General features: G+C 30.0%; 17 protein-coding genes. 7 read left to right on the top strand and 10 right to left on the bottom strand.

Translation table 11 applies throughout. From position 1 onward, the window contains the following. Window positions 1–18: 18 nt before the first annotated feature. Window positions 19–678: a ferritin family protein gene (locus ACMCMH_RS09395; protein WP_412724913.1), complete on the bottom strand. Its 660-nt coding sequence runs from the start codon at window positions 676–678 to the stop codon at window positions 19–21. Window positions 679–774: 96 nt separating this feature from the next. After that, window positions 775–2085: a proline--tRNA ligase gene (proS, locus tag ACMCMH_RS09390; protein ID WP_412724911.1), complete on the bottom strand. Its 1311-nt coding sequence runs from the start codon at window positions 2083–2085 to the stop codon at window positions 775–777. Between the two features lie 189 nt (window positions 2086–2274). Here proS and ACMCMH_RS09385 point away from each other — a divergent pair, with 189 nt between their 5' ends. After that, window positions 2275–3090, top strand: a complete 816-nt coding sequence (locus ACMCMH_RS09385; RefSeq protein WP_412724909.1) for a DUF234 domain-containing protein — start codon at window positions 2275–2277, stop codon at window positions 3088–3090. An 11-nt stretch (window positions 3091–3101) separates the two neighbouring features. Here the strand turns inward: ACMCMH_RS09385 and hemA are convergent, their stop codons facing one another. Both hemA and ACMCMH_RS09375 read right to left on the bottom strand, forming a co-directional pair. Beyond that, window positions 3102–4382 (bottom strand): glutamyl-tRNA reductase, encoded by a 1281-nt coding sequence (gene hemA / locus ACMCMH_RS09380; RefSeq protein ID WP_412724907.1) that lies wholly within the window; start codon window positions 4380–4382, stop codon window positions 3102–3104. A gap of 102 nt (window positions 4383–4484) precedes the next feature. After that, complete coding sequence (locus ACMCMH_RS09375) at window positions 4485–8099, bottom strand: di-heme oxidoredictase family protein (RefSeq protein ID WP_412724905.1); 3615 nt, start codon at window positions 8097–8099, stop codon at window positions 4485–4487. Window positions 8100–8252: 153 nt separating this feature from the next. Between ACMCMH_RS09375 and ACMCMH_RS09370 the strand changes: the two genes are divergently transcribed. Both ACMCMH_RS09370 and ACMCMH_RS09365 read left to right on the top strand, forming a co-directional pair. Further along, window positions 8253–8432 (top strand): hypothetical protein, encoded by a 180-nt coding sequence (locus ACMCMH_RS09370; protein ID WP_412724903.1) that lies wholly within the window; start codon window positions 8253–8255, stop codon window positions 8430–8432. Between the two features lie 124 nt (window positions 8433–8556). Then, on the top strand, window positions 8557–9024 hold the full coding sequence (locus ACMCMH_RS09365; protein ID WP_412724901.1) for a protein disulfide oxidoreductase: 468 nt from the start codon (window positions 8557–8559) through the stop codon (window positions 9022–9024). Window positions 9025–9049: 25 nt separating this feature from the next. Here ACMCMH_RS09365 and ACMCMH_RS09360 read toward each other — a convergent pair whose 3' ends face one another. Genes ACMCMH_RS09360 through hisD form a run of 4 tightly spaced genes read right to left on the bottom strand, consistent with a single transcriptional unit; the run spans window position 9050 to window position 12256 of the window. Continuing rightward, window positions 9050–9727, bottom strand: coding sequence for a hypothetical protein (locus tag ACMCMH_RS09360; protein ID WP_412724899.1), 678 nt, complete (start codon window positions 9725–9727; stop codon window positions 9050–9052). Between the two features lie 2 nt (window positions 9728–9729). After that, entirely contained in the window at window positions 9730–10626 is an 897-nt protein-coding gene (locus tag ACMCMH_RS09355) for a polyprenyl synthetase family protein (protein WP_412724897.1), read from the bottom strand. A 38-nt stretch (window positions 10627–10664) separates the two neighbouring features. Beyond that, entirely contained in the window at window positions 10665–10961 is a 297-nt protein-coding gene (locus ACMCMH_RS09350; protein WP_412724895.1) for a DUF2018 family protein, read from the bottom strand. Between the two features lie 2 nt (window positions 10962–10963). Then, window positions 10964–12256 (bottom strand): histidinol dehydrogenase, encoded by a 1293-nt coding sequence (hisD, locus tag ACMCMH_RS09345; protein WP_412724893.1) that lies wholly within the window; start codon window positions 12254–12256, stop codon window positions 10964–10966. 223 nt (window positions 12257–12479) lie between these two features. Here hisD and ACMCMH_RS09340 point away from each other — a divergent pair, with 223 nt between their 5' ends. Beyond that, window positions 12480–12791 carry an NGG1p interacting factor NIF3 gene (locus ACMCMH_RS09340; protein WP_412724891.1) on the top strand — a complete coding sequence of 104 codons (312 nt, stop codon included), beginning with the start codon at window positions 12480–12482 and terminating at the stop codon, window positions 12789–12791. Window positions 12792–12919: 128 nt separating this feature from the next. Here ACMCMH_RS09340 and ACMCMH_RS09335 read toward each other — a convergent pair whose 3' ends face one another. After that, the gene (locus ACMCMH_RS09335; RefSeq protein ID WP_412724889.1) at window positions 12920–13258 is read right to left on the bottom strand and encodes a P-II family nitrogen regulator; all 339 of its coding nucleotides are present in this window, start codon (window positions 13256–13258) and stop codon (window positions 12920–12922) included. A 20-nt stretch (window positions 13259–13278) separates the two neighbouring features. Further along, complete coding sequence (locus ACMCMH_RS09330) at window positions 13279–14499, bottom strand: ammonium transporter (protein WP_412724887.1); 1221 nt, start codon at window positions 14497–14499, stop codon at window positions 13279–13281. A gap of 370 nt (window positions 14500–14869) precedes the next feature. Between ACMCMH_RS09330 and ACMCMH_RS09325 the strand changes: the two genes are divergently transcribed. The 3 genes from ACMCMH_RS09325 to ACMCMH_RS09315 are packed head-to-tail and all read left to right on the top strand — an operon-like array spanning window position 14870 to window position 20511. Further along, entirely contained in the window at window positions 14870–17677 is a 2808-nt protein-coding gene (locus tag ACMCMH_RS09325; RefSeq protein WP_412724885.1) for an FAD-binding and (Fe-S)-binding domain-containing protein, read from the top strand. Further along, a complete protein-coding gene (locus tag ACMCMH_RS09320; protein ID WP_412724883.1) occupies window positions 17667–19886 on the top strand; it encodes an ABC transporter substrate binding protein in 2220 nt (739 codons plus the stop codon). Before ACMCMH_RS09325 ends, ACMCMH_RS09320 begins: the two co-directional genes overlap by 11 nt. Next, window positions 19867–20511, top strand: coding sequence for a response regulator transcription factor (locus ACMCMH_RS09315; protein WP_412724881.1), 645 nt, complete (start codon window positions 19867–19869; stop codon window positions 20509–20511). Before ACMCMH_RS09320 ends, ACMCMH_RS09315 begins: the two co-directional genes overlap by 20 nt. Window positions 20512–20514: the final 3 nt, after the last annotated feature.

Here is a 20514-nt window from a genome sequence, read left to right as displayed (position 1 = left end):
TAATTGGTATAAATAAAACTATTTTTGTGTATTAAAACGAGACTGATACTCTTCAGGATGTTTACACACAGGACAGGTTTTTAAAGCTTTTTTACCATAATGGATATGTCCACACACTTCACAAATCCATGCTTCTTCTGCATCTTCACTTACATGTTCTGCATTGGCTTCTAATCTTTCCAAAAGTCTTTTAAACATATTTTCATGTTCCACTTCAATTTTACCAATACCTGTAAATAATCTAGCAGCTTCTTTATGACCTTCTTCTTTTGCAATTGTAGCAAAATCTGGATACATTGTTACATTTTCATAGCTTTCACCATCTATAGCTTCTTGTAAGTTTTGAGCTGTATTTCCAAAGTTATCTTCACTATCATTCTTCATTCTATTATGTAATGACAGTTCCATTTTAGCATGATGTTTTTCATTATTTGCTGCTCTTTGAAAGTGTTCTGCTATATCTCTATAACCCTCTTTTTGAGCTACTTTTGCAAAATATTCATATTTATTTCGTGCTTGAGATTCACCTGAAAAAGCTTTTAATAAGTTTACTAAAGTAAGATTTTCTGTAATCATCTCCATAGCTTGTCCACAGCAGTGTAACTCACCACCACCAACTTTATTTAGTTCTACTTCATTACCACAGGCGTTACATTTGTATGTTTCATATTGTCTCATTTTATATTCCTTTGTTTCGATATAAAATATTATGACATAGTGAAACTTAAAGGATAATAATTATCCTTTAAGTTGTTTTATTTATTCTGAAATTTATTAAAGACCTTTTATATAGTCGGTAATTTCATCTAGTTTAATGTCGATTTTTTCACCAGATTTTCTATCCACAAATTCAACTAAACCTTCACTTAATTTTTTTCCAATTACAACAGCATAAGGGAAACCAATAAGTTTAAAATCACCCATTTTAAAACCATAAGTATGTTTTTTCTCTTTTCTATCATCTAAAATAGAGCTAATTCCAGCATCATTTAAATCTTCATAGATTTTAGTTCCAGCTTCTAATTCTGGTTCTTTTTTTGCATTTGAAACAATTACATCTACCATATATGGAGTAGTTGATTTAGTCCAAATACAACCATCATCATCATGACTTTGTTCTATAACTGAAGCAACTAATCTACTTACACCTATACCAAATGTTGCCATCTCAAATGCTTTTGGTTTTCCTGTTTCATCTTGAAATTTTGCATCAAGTGCAGAAGAGTATCTATCACCAAGTTGAAATATATGACCAACTTCTATTCCCTTTTTAAATGATAGTTTTCCACCACATGAACATTTTTGTTCTACCTCTTTTTCTTGTAGCTCTTCATAACTTTGTTCATTCAATTTATCAACTTCTACTTCATCTTCAAAAATAGTTTCGATATTTGCTCCATAGTCACACTCACCACAAACTAAAATAGTATCTTCTCCACTATTTGCTAAAACATGAAACTCTTTACTTCCAGTTCCACCAATAGCACCACTATCAGCATCAACTACTCTAAAATCAAGTCCTAGTCTAGTAAAGATTTTTTTATATGTTTTTTCCATAAGATCAAATTCTCTTACCATATCTTCTTTAGAAGCATGAAAAGAATATCCATCTTTCATCAGAAACTCTCTACCTCTTAATAATCCATATCTAGGTCTAGCTTCATCTCTAAATTTTGTATTTATTTGATATAAGTTTACAGGTAACTCTTTATAACTTTTTACTCTATTTTTAACAAGTTCTACCATCGCTTCTTCGTTTGTAGGACTCAATACAAAATCATTTTGATGTCTATCTTGTATTCTTAACATCTCTGCGCCCATATCATCTGCTCTACCACTTTTATCCCATAGTTGCATTGGAGTTACAAAACTTAGTTGTACTTCATTACACCCTGCTTTATCTAACTCATCTTTTACTATAGCTCGAATTTTTTCTAATACCATTTTTCCCAATGGTAAATAGTTATAAAGACCAGCACCTTGCTGATTGATAAATCCAGCTCTTAGTAAAAACTGATGTGATGATAATACAGCATCCGATGGTGTTTCTTTTGTTGTTGGTATAAATAGTTTTGAAAATTTCATTTATGTAGTGCCTTATTTTTATTTATAATTTGTTTTTAAAATGTATTTTACTATAAAATTGCTTATTGCTTTTAAATTAAAATGCTATAATACAAAACTAAAATAATTAAAGGGTAAATTATCATTTCAATTAAAGAACCAATACACACACAATTTAGTAACTTTTGTAAAAGAAACAAAATAACTAGTATGGAAACAGCAGTAGAATACTTCTCTATTTTTGGTGGACTTGATGTAGATATCGATACATCAAAAAGTGTAGAAGAACTCATCGAAACACATATTTTAAAAAGATATAAATACTTAAGAAACTTCATTGCAGACATCACAAAGGCTGATCCAGAATATAGTAAAATATTAACAGCACTTGCAATAGGTGATAGAAGAACCAATTCTGCTTTTAGAAAAGTTGGAATATCATTTGATAACGGTATCGAAATAGTTGATGACTTATGTGGATTAAAAGTTTTAAAACTTGAAAAATCTTTACAAAAACTCTCAAAACTATCTGACCAATACACAGTATCAGAAAGACTACTCTTTACATCACCAGTTGTAAGATTTTGGTTTGCATTTGTTTCACCATTGTTCAAAGGGATAAAAGAAAAAAACTACGAAGAGTTTTACAAAAAATACAATAACCACAAAACAGAATTTTCAGACATCATTTTTGAGCAACTTTCTCACGAATACTTAAAGGTGATCTCAAAAGATGATTTTATGTTTACACTTGGACGATACTGGGATGATGATATAAATTTAGATTTAGTAGGAAAAACAAAATCTGGTAAAATAGTAGCTGGATCGTGTAAGTTTACAAACTCAAAAATCAAAAAAACAGAATTAACTAACTTAAAAGAAAAATGTAAACAAGTCAAAATTGATGTAGATACATTTATATTGTTTTCTAAAAAGGGGTATACAAGTGAGCTGAAAACTCTGAAAAAAACTGAAAACTTACAACTCTTTACAGTGAAAAATTTCAGTTTATTTCTAGAAGAATAGTTTTAAAAACACTACTCTTCTTCAAGTCCAAATAAATTTTGCGTAGTTCCTAAAACAACATCACCTTCATGGGAGTTAGAAACATTTTTGAGTTTTACTGTTGGTTGGTGTAAAAATTCAGCCATCACTGTTTGGCATAGTTTTTTGATATTTTCTTTATCTTCAGTACGAATAAAATGTTTTTTGATTGCATTTTGAAGTTTTTTTTCTATAATCTCTTCACTTTTTAGGTGGAGATTTTTTATAATAGGCTCTACACTCAAAGTGTTTAACCAATTATAAAACTCCGTAGTCATCGATCCAACAATAGAATAAGCTTCTTTTGCTTGGCTGGCTCTTAATGCCATATTTTCATCCACAATACATTGTAAATCATCCACACTATAAATATTTACATCCGTAAACTCAATATTATCAATATCTCTTGGCAATGCTATATCAAACCAATTTCTAACCATTTCTACTTCTTGTAACATCTCTTCTTTAATAATCGGATATGGTGCACTTGTTGCAGTAATCATAAGTTCCATAGAGTTTAAAAGTTTTTCAAGCTCATCATAAGGACGAACATCTATTCGAGAAGATTCATAACTTTCTCCATTTCCATCACTAATAATAGAGTGTGCTAAGACCCTAGCTTTTTTCATATTTCTGCTACAAATCACTACATCAAAACCATATTTAAGTAAGTGACGACAAGCTAATTCACTCATCTCACCTGCTCCTATTACAAGTGCTTTTATCCCATCTTTATCGTGATATAATTGTTTTGCTTGGGCAACAGCTGTCGAAGCTACAGATACTGAACCGCTACCAAGCTGTGTTGCATTTCGTACTTTTGCCGCACATTTAAATGCAAAATGTATCACTCGTGAAAGTTTTTGTCCTGAAAAACCTTTATCAATAGAAAATTTAAAAGCATCTTTTAATTGTCCTGCAATTTGTGTTTCACCTACTACTAAAGAGTCTAAAGAGGATGCAACAGTAAAAATATGATGAATAGCACTTTCATTGTCATAGATATCTGCTCGTTGAAATAACTCTTCAGATGAAAGTTCTGAGTGTGATGAGAAGTTATCAATAGCAATTTTTCGAGATTCTTTACTATTATATGTACTTATTAAAAGTTCTATTCGATTACAAGTTGATAATAAAAGAGCTTCATTAATCACCTCTTTAGAAAGAATCTTTTTTAAAAAAGATTCTTTCTCTAAGTCGTTATTAAAAGCTATTTTTTCTCTTGTAGCTATGTCTGTATTTTTGTGAGTAAAACTGATTACTAAGTATTCCAATGTTCTAAATCCCTTGTGTTAAGTACATTAATTGTACTTCAAGTATATATCTTGGGATTATACAATTTTATAGCTTTAATATTATTTTGTTCTCATCATTTTCTAAATTGCTCGTAAAAACTCTAAAAGTCGTTCTTGCTTATCTGTACCTAGCTTGAGAAATGACTCTTTTGCTTTTTGAGCTTCACCACCATGTAACTCTATCGCTTCTTTAATACTTGAAGCTCTTCCATCATGTAAAAATTTTGCATTATCTTTTGCTTCAACAATACCAATTCCCCATAAAGGTGGTGTTCTCCATTCATTGCCACTAGCATCTTTTTCTTTTACTCCATCACTTAAATCATCACCCATATCATGTAACAATAAATCGGTATAAGGGTAAATTTTTTGATTGCTTAAGCTTTTGAATTTACTACTTGTGTCTGTTATCATAGTTGGTCTATGACAACTATTACAACCAATAGTTTCAAATAAAGAAGCACCCTCTTCAAATTTCTCTACATTTTCAATTCTTCTTTCAGGTACTCCCAATGCACTCATAAAATCAACAATTGCTTGTAGTGATGCTTCTGAAACTTCTGGACTGCCACCATTTTGCTCCTCTTTACAAATACTTTGATTCTCTGTACAATTTTCTTGCATATTGACAACACTTGTAAGACCCATATCTTGGTGTAAAGCTCCTGCATTTTGAGTTCTTAAACTCGAGTTAATAGCTTTCCATCCAAATCTACCGATTTTTGTTTCACCCTCTTCTATAACCCAATGAGCTCTTCCTGATATCCCATCTTTATTTGAGTCATAGACATCTTCATACTCTAAAATAGTTGCTTCTGATACTAAATCTAAAAGTCCCATCCCTAATAAATGTGGAGAGATTCTACCACCCATATTAAATCCATCTGAATGTAAATCTGCTGATGAGATAAATTGTATATTATCATTTGCATCTTTACTCCATGTGATATTACTTTCTGCTACACCAACTGTTGCTTGTGTTTGTAGTTGTCCTCCGAAAATTGGATGTTGTTCACCTTTTTCATTTCCTACACGAAATAAAAATGATTTATCTGTTGTACCATCATTAAAATATGGTACAACTCTTCCATTTGAAACATGACAAGAGGTACAAGCATTTGCATTAAACAATGGTCCTAGCCCATCAAGTGTCGGTCTAGAACCTCCTGCTACATCCCACTGGGCAAGAAAAAGTTCCCTCCCTTGTGACACCCCACTAATCTCCCCTTCAGAAATTTTCTCTGAAATTTTCATAAAAGGCTCAACTTTATCATATTTTACAGTTGCATTACCACCATTTGGTGCCCATTTTGAGTCATCTATTTCACTATCTGTTGTATCATCAGGATTTGAGCTATTTGAATCTACTTTAAAAATAGGTTTGATTGGATAATTATAAAACCATATATTTGCTGTTGCTTCTCCACCACCTAATGAACCTTCATAACTCCATCTCCAAGTAAAAATAGTCTCATCCTCTTGAACTGCTGCTATATGAAGTGATCCTGCTGCGATGTTTTTTACTGAACTAATTGCTGTTAATTTGTCTTCAGGAAAATCTAAATTATTATATTCTTGCTTACCTGCATCACTTGTTTCTCCATATTGTCCCCATGGATATATTTTTTTATCTTCTCTTAAAATATAACTTGAATTTCCTCCAGCATATACTTGTGTAACTTGATTTGTATCGTTATTTTCTAAAATAACCTTTGGACCAAAAATAGTTCTATCCCACGCTTCATCTGTGTTTTTATACTGATATCCATAATATCCTAGCTGACTACTTGCATTTAGTCCCCATCCATATACAATACCTGTTTCACTTAAAACTAAAATATGCCCTTTTCCTGCTGCAATTGAAGTGATTTTTTCATTTTGTGGTATAGTTATTTTGATAGGTGTCAACTGATCTGATGTTCCAAACGCTTCAGGCTGTCCCATTTGTCCATAGTTATTTTTACCCCAAGCCCAAACTTGACCTTTGTCATCTAAAGCTAAAGAAAAATTACCACTTGCTTTTACTTGAACTATTTTTATATTTTCATCATCAAATTTTACTTGTATAGCAGAACTTGAAGTGCTTGATTCCCCTATTCCTAGTTGACCATCACCATTACTACCAAATCCCCAAACTGTTCCATCATTTTTAATCGCTAAAGAATGGCTTGACCCAGCTGAAATCGCAACAATATTACTCAATCCTTCTACTTTTTCTATACTTTTTCGACAATCATTCTCTTTACTACAACTCTCTCGTAGTTCAGTTCCTCTTCCTAACTCTTCACTTTTATCTGATCCCCAACTATAAACATCACCAAACTCATCTAATCCTAGTGAAAAGTTTGAATTAAATGATATCGCTACTAGTTTTGTAGGTGTTGTGATTTGAATTGGTGAGATAGGATGTTCTCCATTTGTTTCATCACTTAGTTTAGACACATATCCTACTCCTGTTTGTGCATAGTTATTTCTACCCCATGTATATAAACCATCTTTATAAATAGCACCAGAATGTGAACCACCTGCTGCAACAGTATTACCCAAATAAACAGAGCCAGTGATGATTGTTTGATTTTCATTTGTATCAACTGCAATCAGTTCATAGTCATTTTTACCAGCTTGTAAAATTGTATCTATGCTAAATTCATCAGTTATATTTGAAACTTCTTTTTCAGTATCATTAATTTTTAAAATAATTTCTTTCATCTGCGTATTATCAGAAGCTTTACCTATTAAATCCAATAAAGTTTTATTCGTAGATATGTTTTTTTGATAATTTTTTCCCATTTCTATTACGGGAGGAACAATATCTGTTTTGTATTCATTCTCTGCATTTTTTCCAAGTGTTATTTCTAATAATTCATTCTCTAAACCATTTACACCATAACCTTTTAATTTTGAAACATCTATGCTCAATTTATAGCCATCGAAAGAACTCACCTCTTTTGATAAAACTAATTTCACTTCATTAAAATTATGTTCAAGAGTAAATGGCACTTGTTGAGAACTTTCATCTTTGAGTTGAAAAATATTTTCTTTTTTGAATTTTTTAATATCCTCATTAAAAACAACATTAATACTTGTACTAAGCCCTTTTGTAGTAATCAAATTAGATACTGAGATATTTTCATTAGTAGTTTGAGTATTAGAAATACCATGTATTTTTAAGATGTTTTCTAAGTGTCTTTTTGCATTTTCTTTTGTTATTTTTTCAATATTCTTTTTTTCTAATAAAGCATCTACATCGATATTTGCTATTGTTTTATCTTCATCATTGAATTTTTCAAAAATTTCGTCTGTGATTTCTATAGTATCTGTATCTTTATCTCCATCTAAAGACTGTAAAAAAGATGCGATTTTAAGAACCTCTTCATCATCTATATTTGTTCTAGAAACACCTACTAAATCTTGAACAAAAACTTTATTATCATTTTGTAAAGAGCTTATTTCACCTATTTTGATTTTCCCAACATAAAACTGTGTCACACCTTCAGTATAGTTAAACTCTCCATCTTCATTCGTAAATCCACTTTCATTATCATTCACATATTTTACACCTGATATAACATCATCAATCAAAATACCTTTTTTTTGACTAGCTATATTAGACGAACTGTCACTATTGCTACCACAGCCTGATAATGAGATCATTACACACGATGATAATACTAAACCCAATAAATTATTTTTCATACTTTTCCTTTTTTAAAAGAAATATTTTAATCAAAACATCATTAATATTTACTTAATATTGATAATTATTATCATAGAAACACTCTTGATAATTTACTATTTCTCAGTTGAAACAAATTATTATTTATGTTACAATATTCAAAAAGGTTATTTATGATAAATCGAAATAATAGAATTATACTACTTGCAGTATATGCTTTTCTTATGCTATTTTCTATTGTAAGTCAGATTGATACTATCACTTTCATAGTTCTATTTGCGATCATACCTATCACAATATTTTATATTATAAAAAGATATTTTAAAAAGAAAAATAATGAAAGAGAAATTTGATTTTATCTATAAAAATTATGCTAGCCATATTATTTGGGCTGTGTTGGCATTACAAGCAATAATTATTTCTGTAACTACTTATAAGTAAATATTTTTCTCTAAGACAAGTTTGATAAAATAACTTATGAAAAAAATAAAACACTACTTCAAAGAGATTCTAATTTCTCTTATACTAATCACCTTGATACTTAATATTGTAAGTTATTATCGTTCACAAGACTTAAATACAACAAACTTTCCCATGAAAGAGATATCATTTAACAATAAACCACTTATGGTTCATTTTTGGGCAACATGGTGTCCTGTTTGTAAAATAGAAGCACCAAATATACAACAAGTCTCAAAGCATTACAATGTTATAACTATAGCTGTAAATAGTGGTTCAGATGAAAATATCAAGCAATATCTAAAAGAAAATAACTTAGATTTTAAAGTGATAAACGATCAAAAAAGTAACTATTCTGAAATGTTCAATATTAAAGTGTTTCCAACTACTATAATTTATGATAAAAATAAAAAAGTGATTTTTTCAGAAGTTGGATATACGTCAACACTCGGATTGTACTTACGAATGTGGTGGGCTAGTTTATAAAAACTAGCTTTTTCTAGTTCTTATTTTATTTTTTTTCACACTTGAAAGTATAATTTCCACGAAGAGATACACTCTTTTTGTTGTCTATAGGAGTTGTTATTATCGTACTTTCATCTGATTGCTGTGTAGATTTCATCATTCTTAAATTTGCTGGATTATGAAAACTTTCTTCCCTAAAAGAGAGTTTAGCAATCATACAGTTTTTATATTCTTCTAAATTTTCATCAAGCATTTTTGAATATTTTGTTCCATAATCTAGTGCTTTTAATTCTAAGTTTTCGATTGTTGATTCTTTTTTCTTGTCTGATAAAAAATATTTTATTTCTCCTTGAGAAAGAGTAAGAGTATCCACTTTTTTAATATTATCCAATACTTTTTCATACAATTTATTATCTGAAAATTCACACTTAAAATTTACATAAGTACTATAGCCATCCATTATTTGAATATTTTTATCATAAATATAATTTGGTCGAACTCTATACTCCCCACCATAACAGCCACCTTTTTTTGCAATGTCGGAAACTTTTTTTATAGAATGTTCTAAAATACTTTGATGTTTATTTTTACCACTAAGAGAAAATGTTGCTTGCATAGTTTTTGATACAACTACCTTTTCAAATATTTTATTTTTTTCTATTACTAAAGTTTCATTTGCAAAAAGACAACTTGTCATTGCGATATATAAAATAGTTTTCTTCATTTCTAAAACTCTCTATTTATCATCTGATTCATAATATTTTTCAAATCTTCATTTTCATCCATTTTGATAGCTTCAACAGCTTCTAGCCCCAATTTTTGAGCTTGTGAGATACTATCTATTAGAACATTATTTTTTATCATCTCTTCTTTTATCCATGATGATTCTTGTTCATTTAATGGTTTTTTATACAGTGATTCTAGTTTTTCTTTATCTTCTATTCTTTCATGTAAAAGTAAATAAGGAATAGTCACTTTCCCCTCTACAAAATCAAGCATAGCAGGTTTTCCAAGTGTTGCACTATCTTGAGTAATATCTAATATATCATCTATCATCTGAAAAGCAAGACCAAGGTTTTTACCATATAGAGCAAAAGCGATTTCATCTTTCCCACACAATAGTGCTGCTGCTTTTGCACTAGCTTCAATTAATGATGCTGTTTTTTTATAGATCATATCAAAATATTTATCATAAGAAGTATTAAAATTATTGGTTAAATCGACATCTAACATCTCTCCAATACTTAAAAGTGTTACAGCACTTGAAACAGTATGAGCTATTTTTTTGTCCATTTGAGAAAGTTCTGTAAAAGCTTTTGAATACAATATATCACCAAACATAATAGCAGTTTTATTATCAAACAATGCATTTATAGAGGGTTTTCCTCTTCTTGTATCTGACTCATCAATCACATCATCATGAAGAAGTGAAGCTGCATGAATCATCTCTACAACTGAACAAAGTTTTATCGAGTTATCATTTACCCCAGCAATTTTCAAAATAAGTTTTGATCGAAGCATTTTACCTTCGGCTAACATCTCTAAAAGATCACAACTTTTTTGATCGCCACACTCTTGTATATACTCTTTTATTTGATTTTTAACTAATGATAACTCTTCCATGATTTTATTTATACCTTTTTAATGATTCATTATTATTTTTAACTATCTAAACGAGATATTATCTCTGTAGTTACATGTATGTAAGCACTTTTTTTACTCAGTTCCACATCGCTTGAATTTTTAAAGCTATACTCTTCAATAACTTTAGATAACTTTTCTTCATCATGTGTTTCAAGAAGCAAAGATTCCATCACTGCAAATTTTTCTAGTAAAACATCAATTTGTTCTTTTACTAAATCATCGTTTGCAGTGTTAACAATATCCCAAAACTTCGACTTAGGAGTTCCTCCAAAGATATCATCTTCATCTTCTAAAAGTGCAGTATATTTTGGCATTTTTATTTTTCTATTCTTACTCTAACAGACTCTGCATGTGCTGTTAAACCTTCTGTATCTGCTAATAATGCACAAGCTTCGCCTATCTCATTAATAGCATTTTGGCTAAAACTAATAATTGAGCTTTTTTTCATAAAATCTTCTACATTTAATGGACTATAAAATTTAGCAGTTCCACCTGTAGGTAAAGTATGATTAGGTCCGGCAATATAATCCCCAATAGGTTCAGGAGTATTCTCACCTAAGAAAATTGCGCCTGCATGTTTAATTTGAGGAAGTAATTCAAAAGGAGATTTTGTCATCACTTCTAAATGCTCAGGAGCAATTTCATTCATAAGTTCAATCGCTTCATCCATAGAAGTTGCGATGATAATACAACCTCTTTCATCGATAGATTTTTTTGCAATCTCATTTCTACTTAGTACTTTTAAATAGTTATCTACTTCATCACTTGTAAACTTTGCAATCTCTTCACAAGTAGTAATCATAATCGAACTAGCCATCTCATCATGTTCAGCTTGAGAAAGTAAATCTATTGCTAGATATTTTGGTTTTGCAGTTCCATCAGCTAAGATACCTATTTCAGATGGACCAGCAATCATATCAATATTTACTTCACCAAATACAAGCTTTTTAGCAGTAGCAACAAAAATATTTCCAGGTCCAGTGATAACATCAACTTTTTTTAATGTCTCTGTTCCATAAGCCATAGCAGCAACAGCACTTGCTCCTCCAACTTTCATAACAGTTTTGATACCACATAAGTGACAAGCTGCTAGTAATAGTTCATTTGGTTCATCATCTGGTGTTGGAGTACATACAATAATCTCTTCAACACCAGCTACAATTGCAGGAATTGCATTCATAAGCAGTGAGCTTGGATATGCAGCTTTTCCACCAGGAATATAAAGCCCTGCTCTATCAACAGCAGTTACTTTTTGTCCTAAAATAGTTCCATTTGATTCATAATCCATCCAAGATTTTGGAAGTTGTTTTTCATGATATTTTTTGATTCTATCATATGCTAAGTGTAGTGAAACTTTAAGTTTAGCATCTATATTATTATAAGCTTTTTCCATATCTTCTACATCGATAAATAGATCAGCATCACTAGCAGGTGTCCAGTTATCAAACTTGGCTACATGTTCTTTTACAGCTTTGTTTCCATTTTCAACGATATCATCAATAATACCATTTACAATTCCAGATACCTTTTTGATATCAACCTTAGCACGACCTAGTATATTTTCAAACTCTTCTTTAAAGTTTGTATCTTTTGTATTTATTATTTTCATGTTTACATTTTAACATAATCTTCATAATAAGATAATAATAAGACTTGCGTTTATAGTATTTCTATTGATGAAACAATTTTATTATGTTTTTTCTACATTTTTCATTTATTTTAATATGCAGTTTTTTGATATATTTTGATAAGATAATATTACAAAAAATAAAATTGTTGTTTTCTATCTTAGATTAGTGTAAAACTCTAAGTATTAAAATAAAAGGATTAATATGTACAAACTTGTATATTTTGTTCCTACGGAAAATAAAGAATCTACAAAAGAAGCTTTATTTAAAGCAGGTGCAGGTAGATATAATGATTATGAATGTTGTTGTTTTGAGACATTGGGTACTGGACAGTTTAAACCAATCAATAATGCAAATCCACATATAGGAACGATAAATAATATAGAACAAGTAGAAGAATATAGAATAGAGATGATATGTGAAGATCATTTGATAAAAAACGCAGTTCAAACTTTAAAAGATATTCATCCTTATGAAGAAGTAGCATATGATGTTCTTAAATTGGAAGATATTTAAATACGAAAAACTCCCCAAGCAAACGCTTGAAGAGTTTTAAACTTTAATATTCCAGAATAATATTTTGGATAAAGTGAGTATCTATCGATACTGCATTCGGCTAATTTGAAAGATACATCTAGTACCTTTTAAATAGCCTCTTCACCCGTTTCACCAGTTCGAATTCTTATGATCTCTTCTATTGGTGTTACAAATATTTTTCCATCACCAATTTTTCCTGTTCTTGCAGACTCTGTAATAAGTTTTACAACTTTATCTACATCTTCCGCATCTACTGCTAGCTCAATTTTAGTTTTTGCTAAAAAATCAACTATATATTCAGCCCCTCTGTATAATTCAGAGTGACCTTGCTGTCGACCGTAACCTTTTACATCAGTTACAGTCATACCTGTGATACCAGCATCTGCTAAAGCATCTTTTACATCTTCTAATTTAAACGGTTTTATAATTGCTTCAATTTTTTTCATCTTTTTCTCCTTTTCTAATTTTAAGCTTTTTTGAATTCAGGGTAACACTCTAATCCAGTTTCATGAATATCAAGTCCCTCTATTTCAATCTCTTCATCAACTCTTAAACCAACAACCATATCAAGTATTTTCCAAACTATAAACGATGCGATAAAGACAAATAAACCAATAACAACTACACCTTTAAGTTGTCCCATAAATGTTCCTGAAGCTGTAAATAAACCAACAGCTAATGTTCCCCAAATACCAGCAACTAAATGCACAGATAAAGCACCAACAGGATCATCAATTTTCATCTTATCCCACATTGGAACAGCAAGAACAACTAAGATAGCACCAACAACACCAACACCAAATCCATACATCATACCAGCATCAGGAGCTGCAGTTACAGATACAAGACCTGCTAAAGCACCATTTAAAACCATAGTTAAATCAACTTTTCTGTATAATAGTTGTGTAAATAACGCTGCTGTAATCGCACCAGCACAAGCTGCCATATTTGTTGTAGCAATCACTGAAGCAATAGCATCAATATCACCTTTACTTCCTAAAGCTAATTGAGATCCACCGTTGAATCCAAACCAACCCATCCATAAAATAAATGTACCCAATGTAGCAATCGCTAAATTTGAACCTGGGATTGGTCTAACTTTTCCATCTTTACCATATTTACCTTTTCTAGCACCTAATATAAGTACACCAGCTAAAGCAGCCCATCCACCAACACTATGAACAATTGTTGATCCAGCAAAATCAGAGAAACCTTCAATTAAAGCACCTTCACCTGTAAGGCTTCCACCCCATGTCCAGTGACCTTGGATAGGATAAATTAAACCACTTAACACTACTACAAATATTAAGAATGGCCAAAGCTTCATTCTTTCTGCAATTGTTCCAGAGATAACAGAAGCAGCTGTTGCTACAAATACTACTTGGAAGAAAAAGTCTGCCATCACTGGATAAGCAGCATCTGGAGCAGTTGTTTCATCCAATATAGATAAACTTCCGATAAATGCATTTCCTTCACCGTACATTCCATTAAATCCTACTAAGTAGAACATAATACAAGATATTGCAAACAACGCAACATTTTTTGTTAATACCGTAGCATTATTTTTTGATCTAGTAAGACCAGCCTCCAACATAGCAAAACCTGCTGCCATCCACATTACTAAAATTCCTGCGAACACAAACAAGAACCCATCTAAAATATATTTTACATCTGCAAAATTTTCCATTTCAATTCCTTTTTATTTTTGATAAGAAATTATGACATAAAATGATTACAAAAGAACAATATAGTTGTATATTAAATATACACATGTAACCTTATCAGTATAAAAGTGTATTAGTATTTTTTAAATGTTATACTTTTGTTATAGGATAATGATACATTAATTTATAGATACTGTTGATTTAAACTAATTATTTAAAAGGAGATTATTATGTTGTCTTTTCTATCTTTAATTATGAATATAACTTTACAAAGATGTGATGTGATGTTCTCTTTTATAAATAATCCTCAGCAAAGACTTTATACTATAGCCAGACTCGAATAAAACTTTTTTATCTTTCACAAAATAAATTGATACATAAAAAGGAAATACAATGTTAAATAATACATACACAGAGTTTTATAATAAAATTATACCAAACATAGCCAATGACAGAATTTTCACAGATTCTTTACATACATTAGCTTATGGAACAGACGCCTCTTTTTATAGAATGGTTCCACGAATAGTAATCAAAGCTATTGATGAAAATGAAGTAAGTCTAATCTTAAAACACGCCTCAGAGCAAAATCTTCCAGTGGTATTTAGAGCTGCAGGTACATCACTTTCTGGTCAAGCAATAACAGATTCTATTTTAGTTGTTTGTTCATTTGGATGGAGAAAAATAGAAGTACTTAATGATGCAAAACAAATCAAACTTCAGCCAGGTGTTGTTGGTGCTCAAGCAAATGCAGCTTTAAAATTCTTTGGGAAAAAAATAGGTCCAGATCCAGCTAGTATCAATTCTGCACAAATTGGTGGAATAGCTGCTAATAATGCAAGTGGTATGTGTTGTGGAATCGATAAAAATTCATACAAAACACTAAAAGATATAAGAGTGATTTTTAATGATGGTACTATTTTAGATACAAGTGATGAAGAATCTAAAGAAAGCTTTTTCAAATCACAAAATACTTTAGTATCTAAACTAAGAGAACTTGTTCAAGAGATAAAAAACAACAAAAAACTTCATGCTAAAATCGAGAAAAAATACTCTATAAAAAATACAACTGGATATAGTTTAAATGCTTTAATTGATTTTGAAAATGAGATTGATATTATTGCTCACTTAATGATTGGTAGTGAGGGAACTTTAGGATTTATCTCTTCTATTACATACAATACTGTTGCAGAACCAAAAGTAAAAGCCTCTTCAATTATCTTATTTGAAGATATCTATGAAGCCTGTAAATTTGTTGCAGAGTTAAAACAGAAAAAAGACTTAGTAAATGCGGCAGAACTAATGGATAGAGCAAGTTTAAAAAGTATCGAACACAAAGAGGGAGTTGATCCTCTTTACAAAACTTTACACGATGATGTTGCTTCTATTTTAGTAGAGTGTGGGGAGAGTTCAAAAGAGCTTTTAGAAGAGAAAATTGCAGAAGTAAAACAAATTTCTCAAAACTATAAACTTGTAGAAGATGCAAAATTTACAGATGACCCAAAAGAGTATGCAAAACTATGGGCGATAAGAAAAGGAACATTTCCAACAGTTGGAGCTATGAGAGAGAGTGGTACAACTGTTATTATTGAAGATGTTGCTTTTGCTGTGGAAGATTTAGCCGCTGGGGTTGTTGAACTTCAATCTATATTTAAAAAATACAACTACACAGAAGCTATCATTTTTGGTCACGCTTTAGAAGGGAATGTTCACTTTGTATTTACACAAGATTTTTCAAAAGAATCAGAAGTAAAAAGATATGAAAACTTTATGGATGATGTATGTGATTTAGTTGCAGTTAAATACAAAGGTTCATTAAAAGCAGAGCATGGAACAGGTAGAAATATGGCTCCATTTGTAGAGATGGAATGGGGAACAGATGCATATATTTTAATGAAGGAGATTAAAAAAATATTTGACCCAAAAAACCTTTTAAATCCAGGTGTTATAATCAATGAAGATAAAAAAGCACATTTAAAAAATCTAAAATTTATGCCTGCATTTAATCCTATTGCTGATAAATGTATCGAGTGTGGATTTTGTGAGCCTATTTGTCCATCAAAAGACTTAACACTTACACCTCGTCAAAGAATTGCTGTAAATAGAGAGATTCAAAGAAGAAAAGAGAACAATGAACAGTATAAAGAGCTAGAAAAACTCTATATTTATGATGGGGAACAAACATGTGCTGTTGATGGTCTTTGTGCTACATCTTGTCCTGTTGATATCAATACAGGTGCTTTAACTAAAGATATAAGAGGGCATAGAAACTCAAAATTAGCAAAAACAGTTTCAAGTACTGTTGCTAAAAACTATGGTGAAACATTATTTGGAGTACGACAAGGGTTTAAAGTACTGAACTTTGTAGAATCTATTATCAAACCAACAGGTATGAGAAAAATTCGTAAAATCATACCTACATTTCCATATTGGTTTGACTCAATGCCTAAAGTAGCCGCTTATAAAAAGTCTGAAGAAGTTCATAGCTTTGATAAAAATGTAGTCTATTTTTCTAGTTGTATCAATAGAGCTTTTGGTGCAAGTAAAACAGCAGTCGATACTAGAGATATCAACCAAGTTGTAGAATCATTATTGAAAAAGTCACAGTACAATATCATCTATCCAAAAAAAGATAAATCTTTATGTTGTGGAGTTCCTTTTGAAAGTAAAGGGTTCACAAAAGATGCAGATGAACAGCTAGAAACTTTACTAATGGAACTATTTGAAGCTTCAAACAATGGAGAATATCCAATACTTTGTGATAATTCACCATGTTCATATAGAATGATAAATGGTCTAAAAAAAATGAATATGAAAGTTTATGAACCTATTGATTTCTCTTTAGAGTTTTTAGTTCCAGAGTTAAAAATCACAAAAACTTATGAACCTATTGTACTTCATACTACTTGTAGTTCTAAAAAAATGAAACTTGATGATAAGTTTGAAAAATTAGCAAATATATTAAGTAATGATGTTACAATACCTGAAAATATAAATTGTTGTGGATTTGCTGGAGATAGAGGGTTTAACTTTCCTGAACTAAATGCATCTGCACTAGCTGGCTTAAAAGGTCAAATCAAACCAGATATAAAAAGAGGATTTAGTACAAGTAAAACATGTGAAATAGGTCTAAGTCATACTTCTGAAAAAGACTATAGTTCAATATTGTACTTACTTGACGAATGTAGTGATGAAAAATAAATTAATTTTACTTCTTTTCTTATCGTCTATTATATATGGAAAAGAGGTATTATTATTACATTCGTACCATAAAGCTTACGAATGGACTGACTCAATATCTGAAGCTATCGAAGATAGTTTACAGTACAGTAATGTCGAGATAACAACTGAGTATATGGATACAAAGAGAATTTATAGTGAAGACTATATTGAATCTTTGTATACTTTTTACAAAAAAAAATATCAAAATAGAAAATTTGATGTTATCATAGCCTCTGATAACAATGCCTTAGAGTTTTTAAATACTTACCATGATCAAATATTTCAAGATACTCCTATTGTATTTTGTGGAATCAACAATTTTAATAAACAAGCATTTCAAAAATACAACATCAAAAAGCGTACTACAGGAGTAGTTGAAGAGGTTGATATAGAAAAAAATCTTAATTTAATTCTTAAATTACATCCTAATTTATCAAAACTATTAGTTATAAACGATACAACAACAACTGGTAAAGAGATGAAAAAAGAGTTTTTCAAAGCCTATGAAAAACATAAAAATGAGATAGAAGTTGAATATATAGATAGTTTTGAAATTGCAAAATTACAAAAAAAAGTCACCAAGCTAGATAAAAATAGCGTGATTTTATTTATGCTTTTACATAGAGATGACACGGGAAAAGTTTTTACATTTAAAGATGGTCTCAAAAAGATAGAAAAAAAATCAGATGTGCCTATATATGGATTATGGGATTTTTATCTCAATCGTGGTTTAGTTGGAGGGTTTGTAACCCACTCAGATTCACAAGGTGAATTAGCAGGAAAAATGGTACGATATATACTCAAAGGCAAAAAAGTTACAGATATTCCTATTATTGAAAAAAGTCCAAATAGTTATATTTTTGATTATCACAAACTCAAGAAATTTGGATTAGAGTTTTCATCCTTACCAGACGAAAGTATTATCGCAAACAAACCACAAACTTTTTATGCAAATTATGAAACAGAATTATCAATTATTGCTGTAACATTTATATTTTTCACTATCATTATTTTTATGCTTATTGATTCGGTTGAAGACAAACGAAAAGCCAGAAACGAATTACAAATCCAATTAAATTTTATTGAAACACTTTTAAACACTATGAAAAATCCAATTTTTTATAAAGATAAAGATGGAAAATATGTAGGTTGTAATGATGCTTTTTGTAAATTTATCGGTCAAGATAAAGAGGAGATAATTGGTAAAACAATGTATCATCTTTTTAAAAATCAAATAGATTTTTGTAATACTCATGAAAATTATGAAAAAAAGTTATTTAATAGAGAAAAAGTAGATGACTATGTTATGGACTATAAACTCAATGACAATATGAAAACTATCATTGTGAGTAAAGATCTTTATTTAGGAGCTCAAAATAAAGTAGCTGGGACAGTTACGATTTTGCATGATATTACAGAGTTGATAAAAATTCAAAATGAAAAAAAACAACATGAATCCTTTTTAAGTCAACAGTCCAAACTAGCAGAGATAGGTGAGATGATTAATGCAATTGCACACCAATGGAACGAACCGTTAGTTGAGATGTCTGCTATTGTTCAAGACTTAGAACTTCAATATAATATGTATAATATAAGTGATGAAGATATGAAACTATTTGTAAAAGATGCAATGGTTCAAATACAATATATGTCAAAAACCTTAAAAGATTTTAGAGATTTTTTGAAACCATCAGCAAAAAAATCAAATTTTTTCATCGAAAATGCTTTTAATGAAATTTTAAATATTATAGAAAGACAAATGAAATATAGTTATTTGGAGTTAAATATACAATATAAAGGTCCAGATCTTATCGTTTATGGATATAAAAATGAATTTATGCAAGTACTCATTGCTATTTTAAATAACTCAAAAGATGCAATTTTGCAGTTAAAAAAAAGAGAACTTAACTATAAAGGAAAAATTGATGTCATAGTGTCATCAAAAAATGATATAGTAGAGATACTCATTATTGATAATGGAGCAGGAATCAATATAGAAAATAAAGACTCTTTATTTCATGCGTATTATAGTACAAAAGATAAAGGAAATGGACTAGGACTTTATATGAGTCGTATTTTGATACAAGATAAAATGGATGGAAAAATTTATTTTAAAGATACTAAAGATGTAACAACACTCACTATAGAGTTACCAAAAAGGCAAAAAAATGAAAATCTTATTACTTGAAGACAATGAAAGATTAAATAACAGTATAGTGAAAAGACTTGAAATAAAAGGTTATAAAGTTGATGCTTTTACAGATGGTTATGAAGCATTAGACAATGCTTTTTATGGTTATGATTGTTTTATTTTAGATATCAATGTCCCATCAATTGATGGTATAAATATATTAAAAGAGATAAGGGAAAATGACAAAACAATACCTATTTTAATCATTAGTTCAAATATTGATTTAGATACTATTAAAAATGCTTATGGATATGGATGTAATGATTATTTGAAAAAGCCATTTTTTATCGATGAGTTAGAAGTAAAAATAGAAAAACTTTGTCAACTAGAAAATGCTATCATTCAATTAGATCAAGATTTTTCATACGATATGGAAAAACGAGAACTTTTTAATAAAGAGCAAATTAAACTCACAAAAAAAGAAACATTATTATTACATCAACTTATAACACATAAAAATAAAGTACTCAGTTATGACCATATTTTAAACTATGTTTGGGAAGGTGATATTGCTACTACTGATAGTATTCGGACGCTCGTAATGAGACTTCGAAAAAAAATACCAAAAAACTCTTTAGAAACTATTGTTGATTTTGGATATAAGTTTCATCTAGACTCATAAGTT

This window comes from Arcobacter sp. 15-2 (assembly GCF_047159865.1).
Lineage (GTDB): Bacteria > Campylobacterota > Campylobacteria > Campylobacterales > Arcobacteraceae > JAIOSF01.
Note: the sequence above shows the minus strand (reverse complement) of the source record. Positions and strands in the feature narration are given on the sequence as shown.

What these genes read in the sequence shown, in the direction of transcription:
- ACMCMH_RS09395 (WP_412724913.1), bottom strand. Translation starts at nt 678, where the DNA reads ATGAGACAATATGAAACATACAAATGTAACGCCTGTGGTAATGAAGTA.
- proS (WP_412724911.1), bottom strand. Translation starts at nt 2,085, where the DNA reads ATGAAATTTTCAAAACTATTTATACCAACAACAAAAGAAACACCATCG.
- ACMCMH_RS09385 (WP_412724909.1), top strand. Translation starts at nt 2,275, where the DNA reads ATGGAAACAGCAGTAGAATACTTCTCTATTTTTGGTGGACTTGATGTA.
- ACMCMH_RS09375 (WP_412724905.1), bottom strand. Translation starts at nt 8,099, where the DNA reads ATGAAAAATAATTTATTGGGTTTAGTATTATCATCGTGTGTAATGATC.
- ACMCMH_RS09370 (WP_412724903.1), top strand. Translation starts at nt 8,253, where the DNA reads ATGATAAATCGAAATAATAGAATTATACTACTTGCAGTATATGCTTTT.
- ACMCMH_RS09365 (WP_412724901.1), top strand. Translation starts at nt 8,557, where the DNA reads ATGAAAAAAATAAAACACTACTTCAAAGAGATTCTAATTTCTCTTATA.
- ACMCMH_RS09360 (WP_412724899.1), bottom strand. Translation starts at nt 9,727, where the DNA reads ATGAAGAAAACTATTTTATATATCGCAATGACAAGTTGTCTTTTTGCA.
- ACMCMH_RS09355 (WP_412724897.1), bottom strand. Translation starts at nt 10,626, where the DNA reads ATGGAAGAGTTATCATTAGTTAAAAATCAAATAAAAGAGTATATACAA.
- ACMCMH_RS09350 (WP_412724895.1), bottom strand. Translation starts at nt 10,961, where the DNA reads ATGCCAAAATATACTGCACTTTTAGAAGATGAAGATGATATCTTTGGA.
- hisD (WP_412724893.1), bottom strand. Translation starts at nt 12,256, where the DNA reads ATGAAAATAATAAATACAAAAGATACAAACTTTAAAGAAGAGTTTGAA.
- ACMCMH_RS09340 (WP_412724891.1), top strand. Translation starts at nt 12,480, where the DNA reads ATGTACAAACTTGTATATTTTGTTCCTACGGAAAATAAAGAATCTACA.
- ACMCMH_RS09335 (WP_412724889.1), bottom strand. Translation starts at nt 13,258, where the DNA reads ATGAAAAAAATTGAAGCAATTATAAAACCGTTTAAATTAGAAGATGTA.
- ACMCMH_RS09330 (WP_412724887.1), bottom strand. Translation starts at nt 14,499, where the DNA reads ATGGAAAATTTTGCAGATGTAAAATATATTTTAGATGGGTTCTTGTTT.
- ACMCMH_RS09325 (WP_412724885.1), top strand. Translation starts at nt 14,870, where the DNA reads ATGTTAAATAATACATACACAGAGTTTTATAATAAAATTATACCAAAC.
- ACMCMH_RS09320 (WP_412724883.1), top strand. Translation starts at nt 17,667, where the DNA reads ATGAAAAATAAATTAATTTTACTTCTTTTCTTATCGTCTATTATATAT.
- ACMCMH_RS09315 (WP_412724881.1), top strand. Translation starts at nt 19,867, where the DNA reads ATGAAAATCTTATTACTTGAAGACAATGAAAGATTAAATAACAGTATA.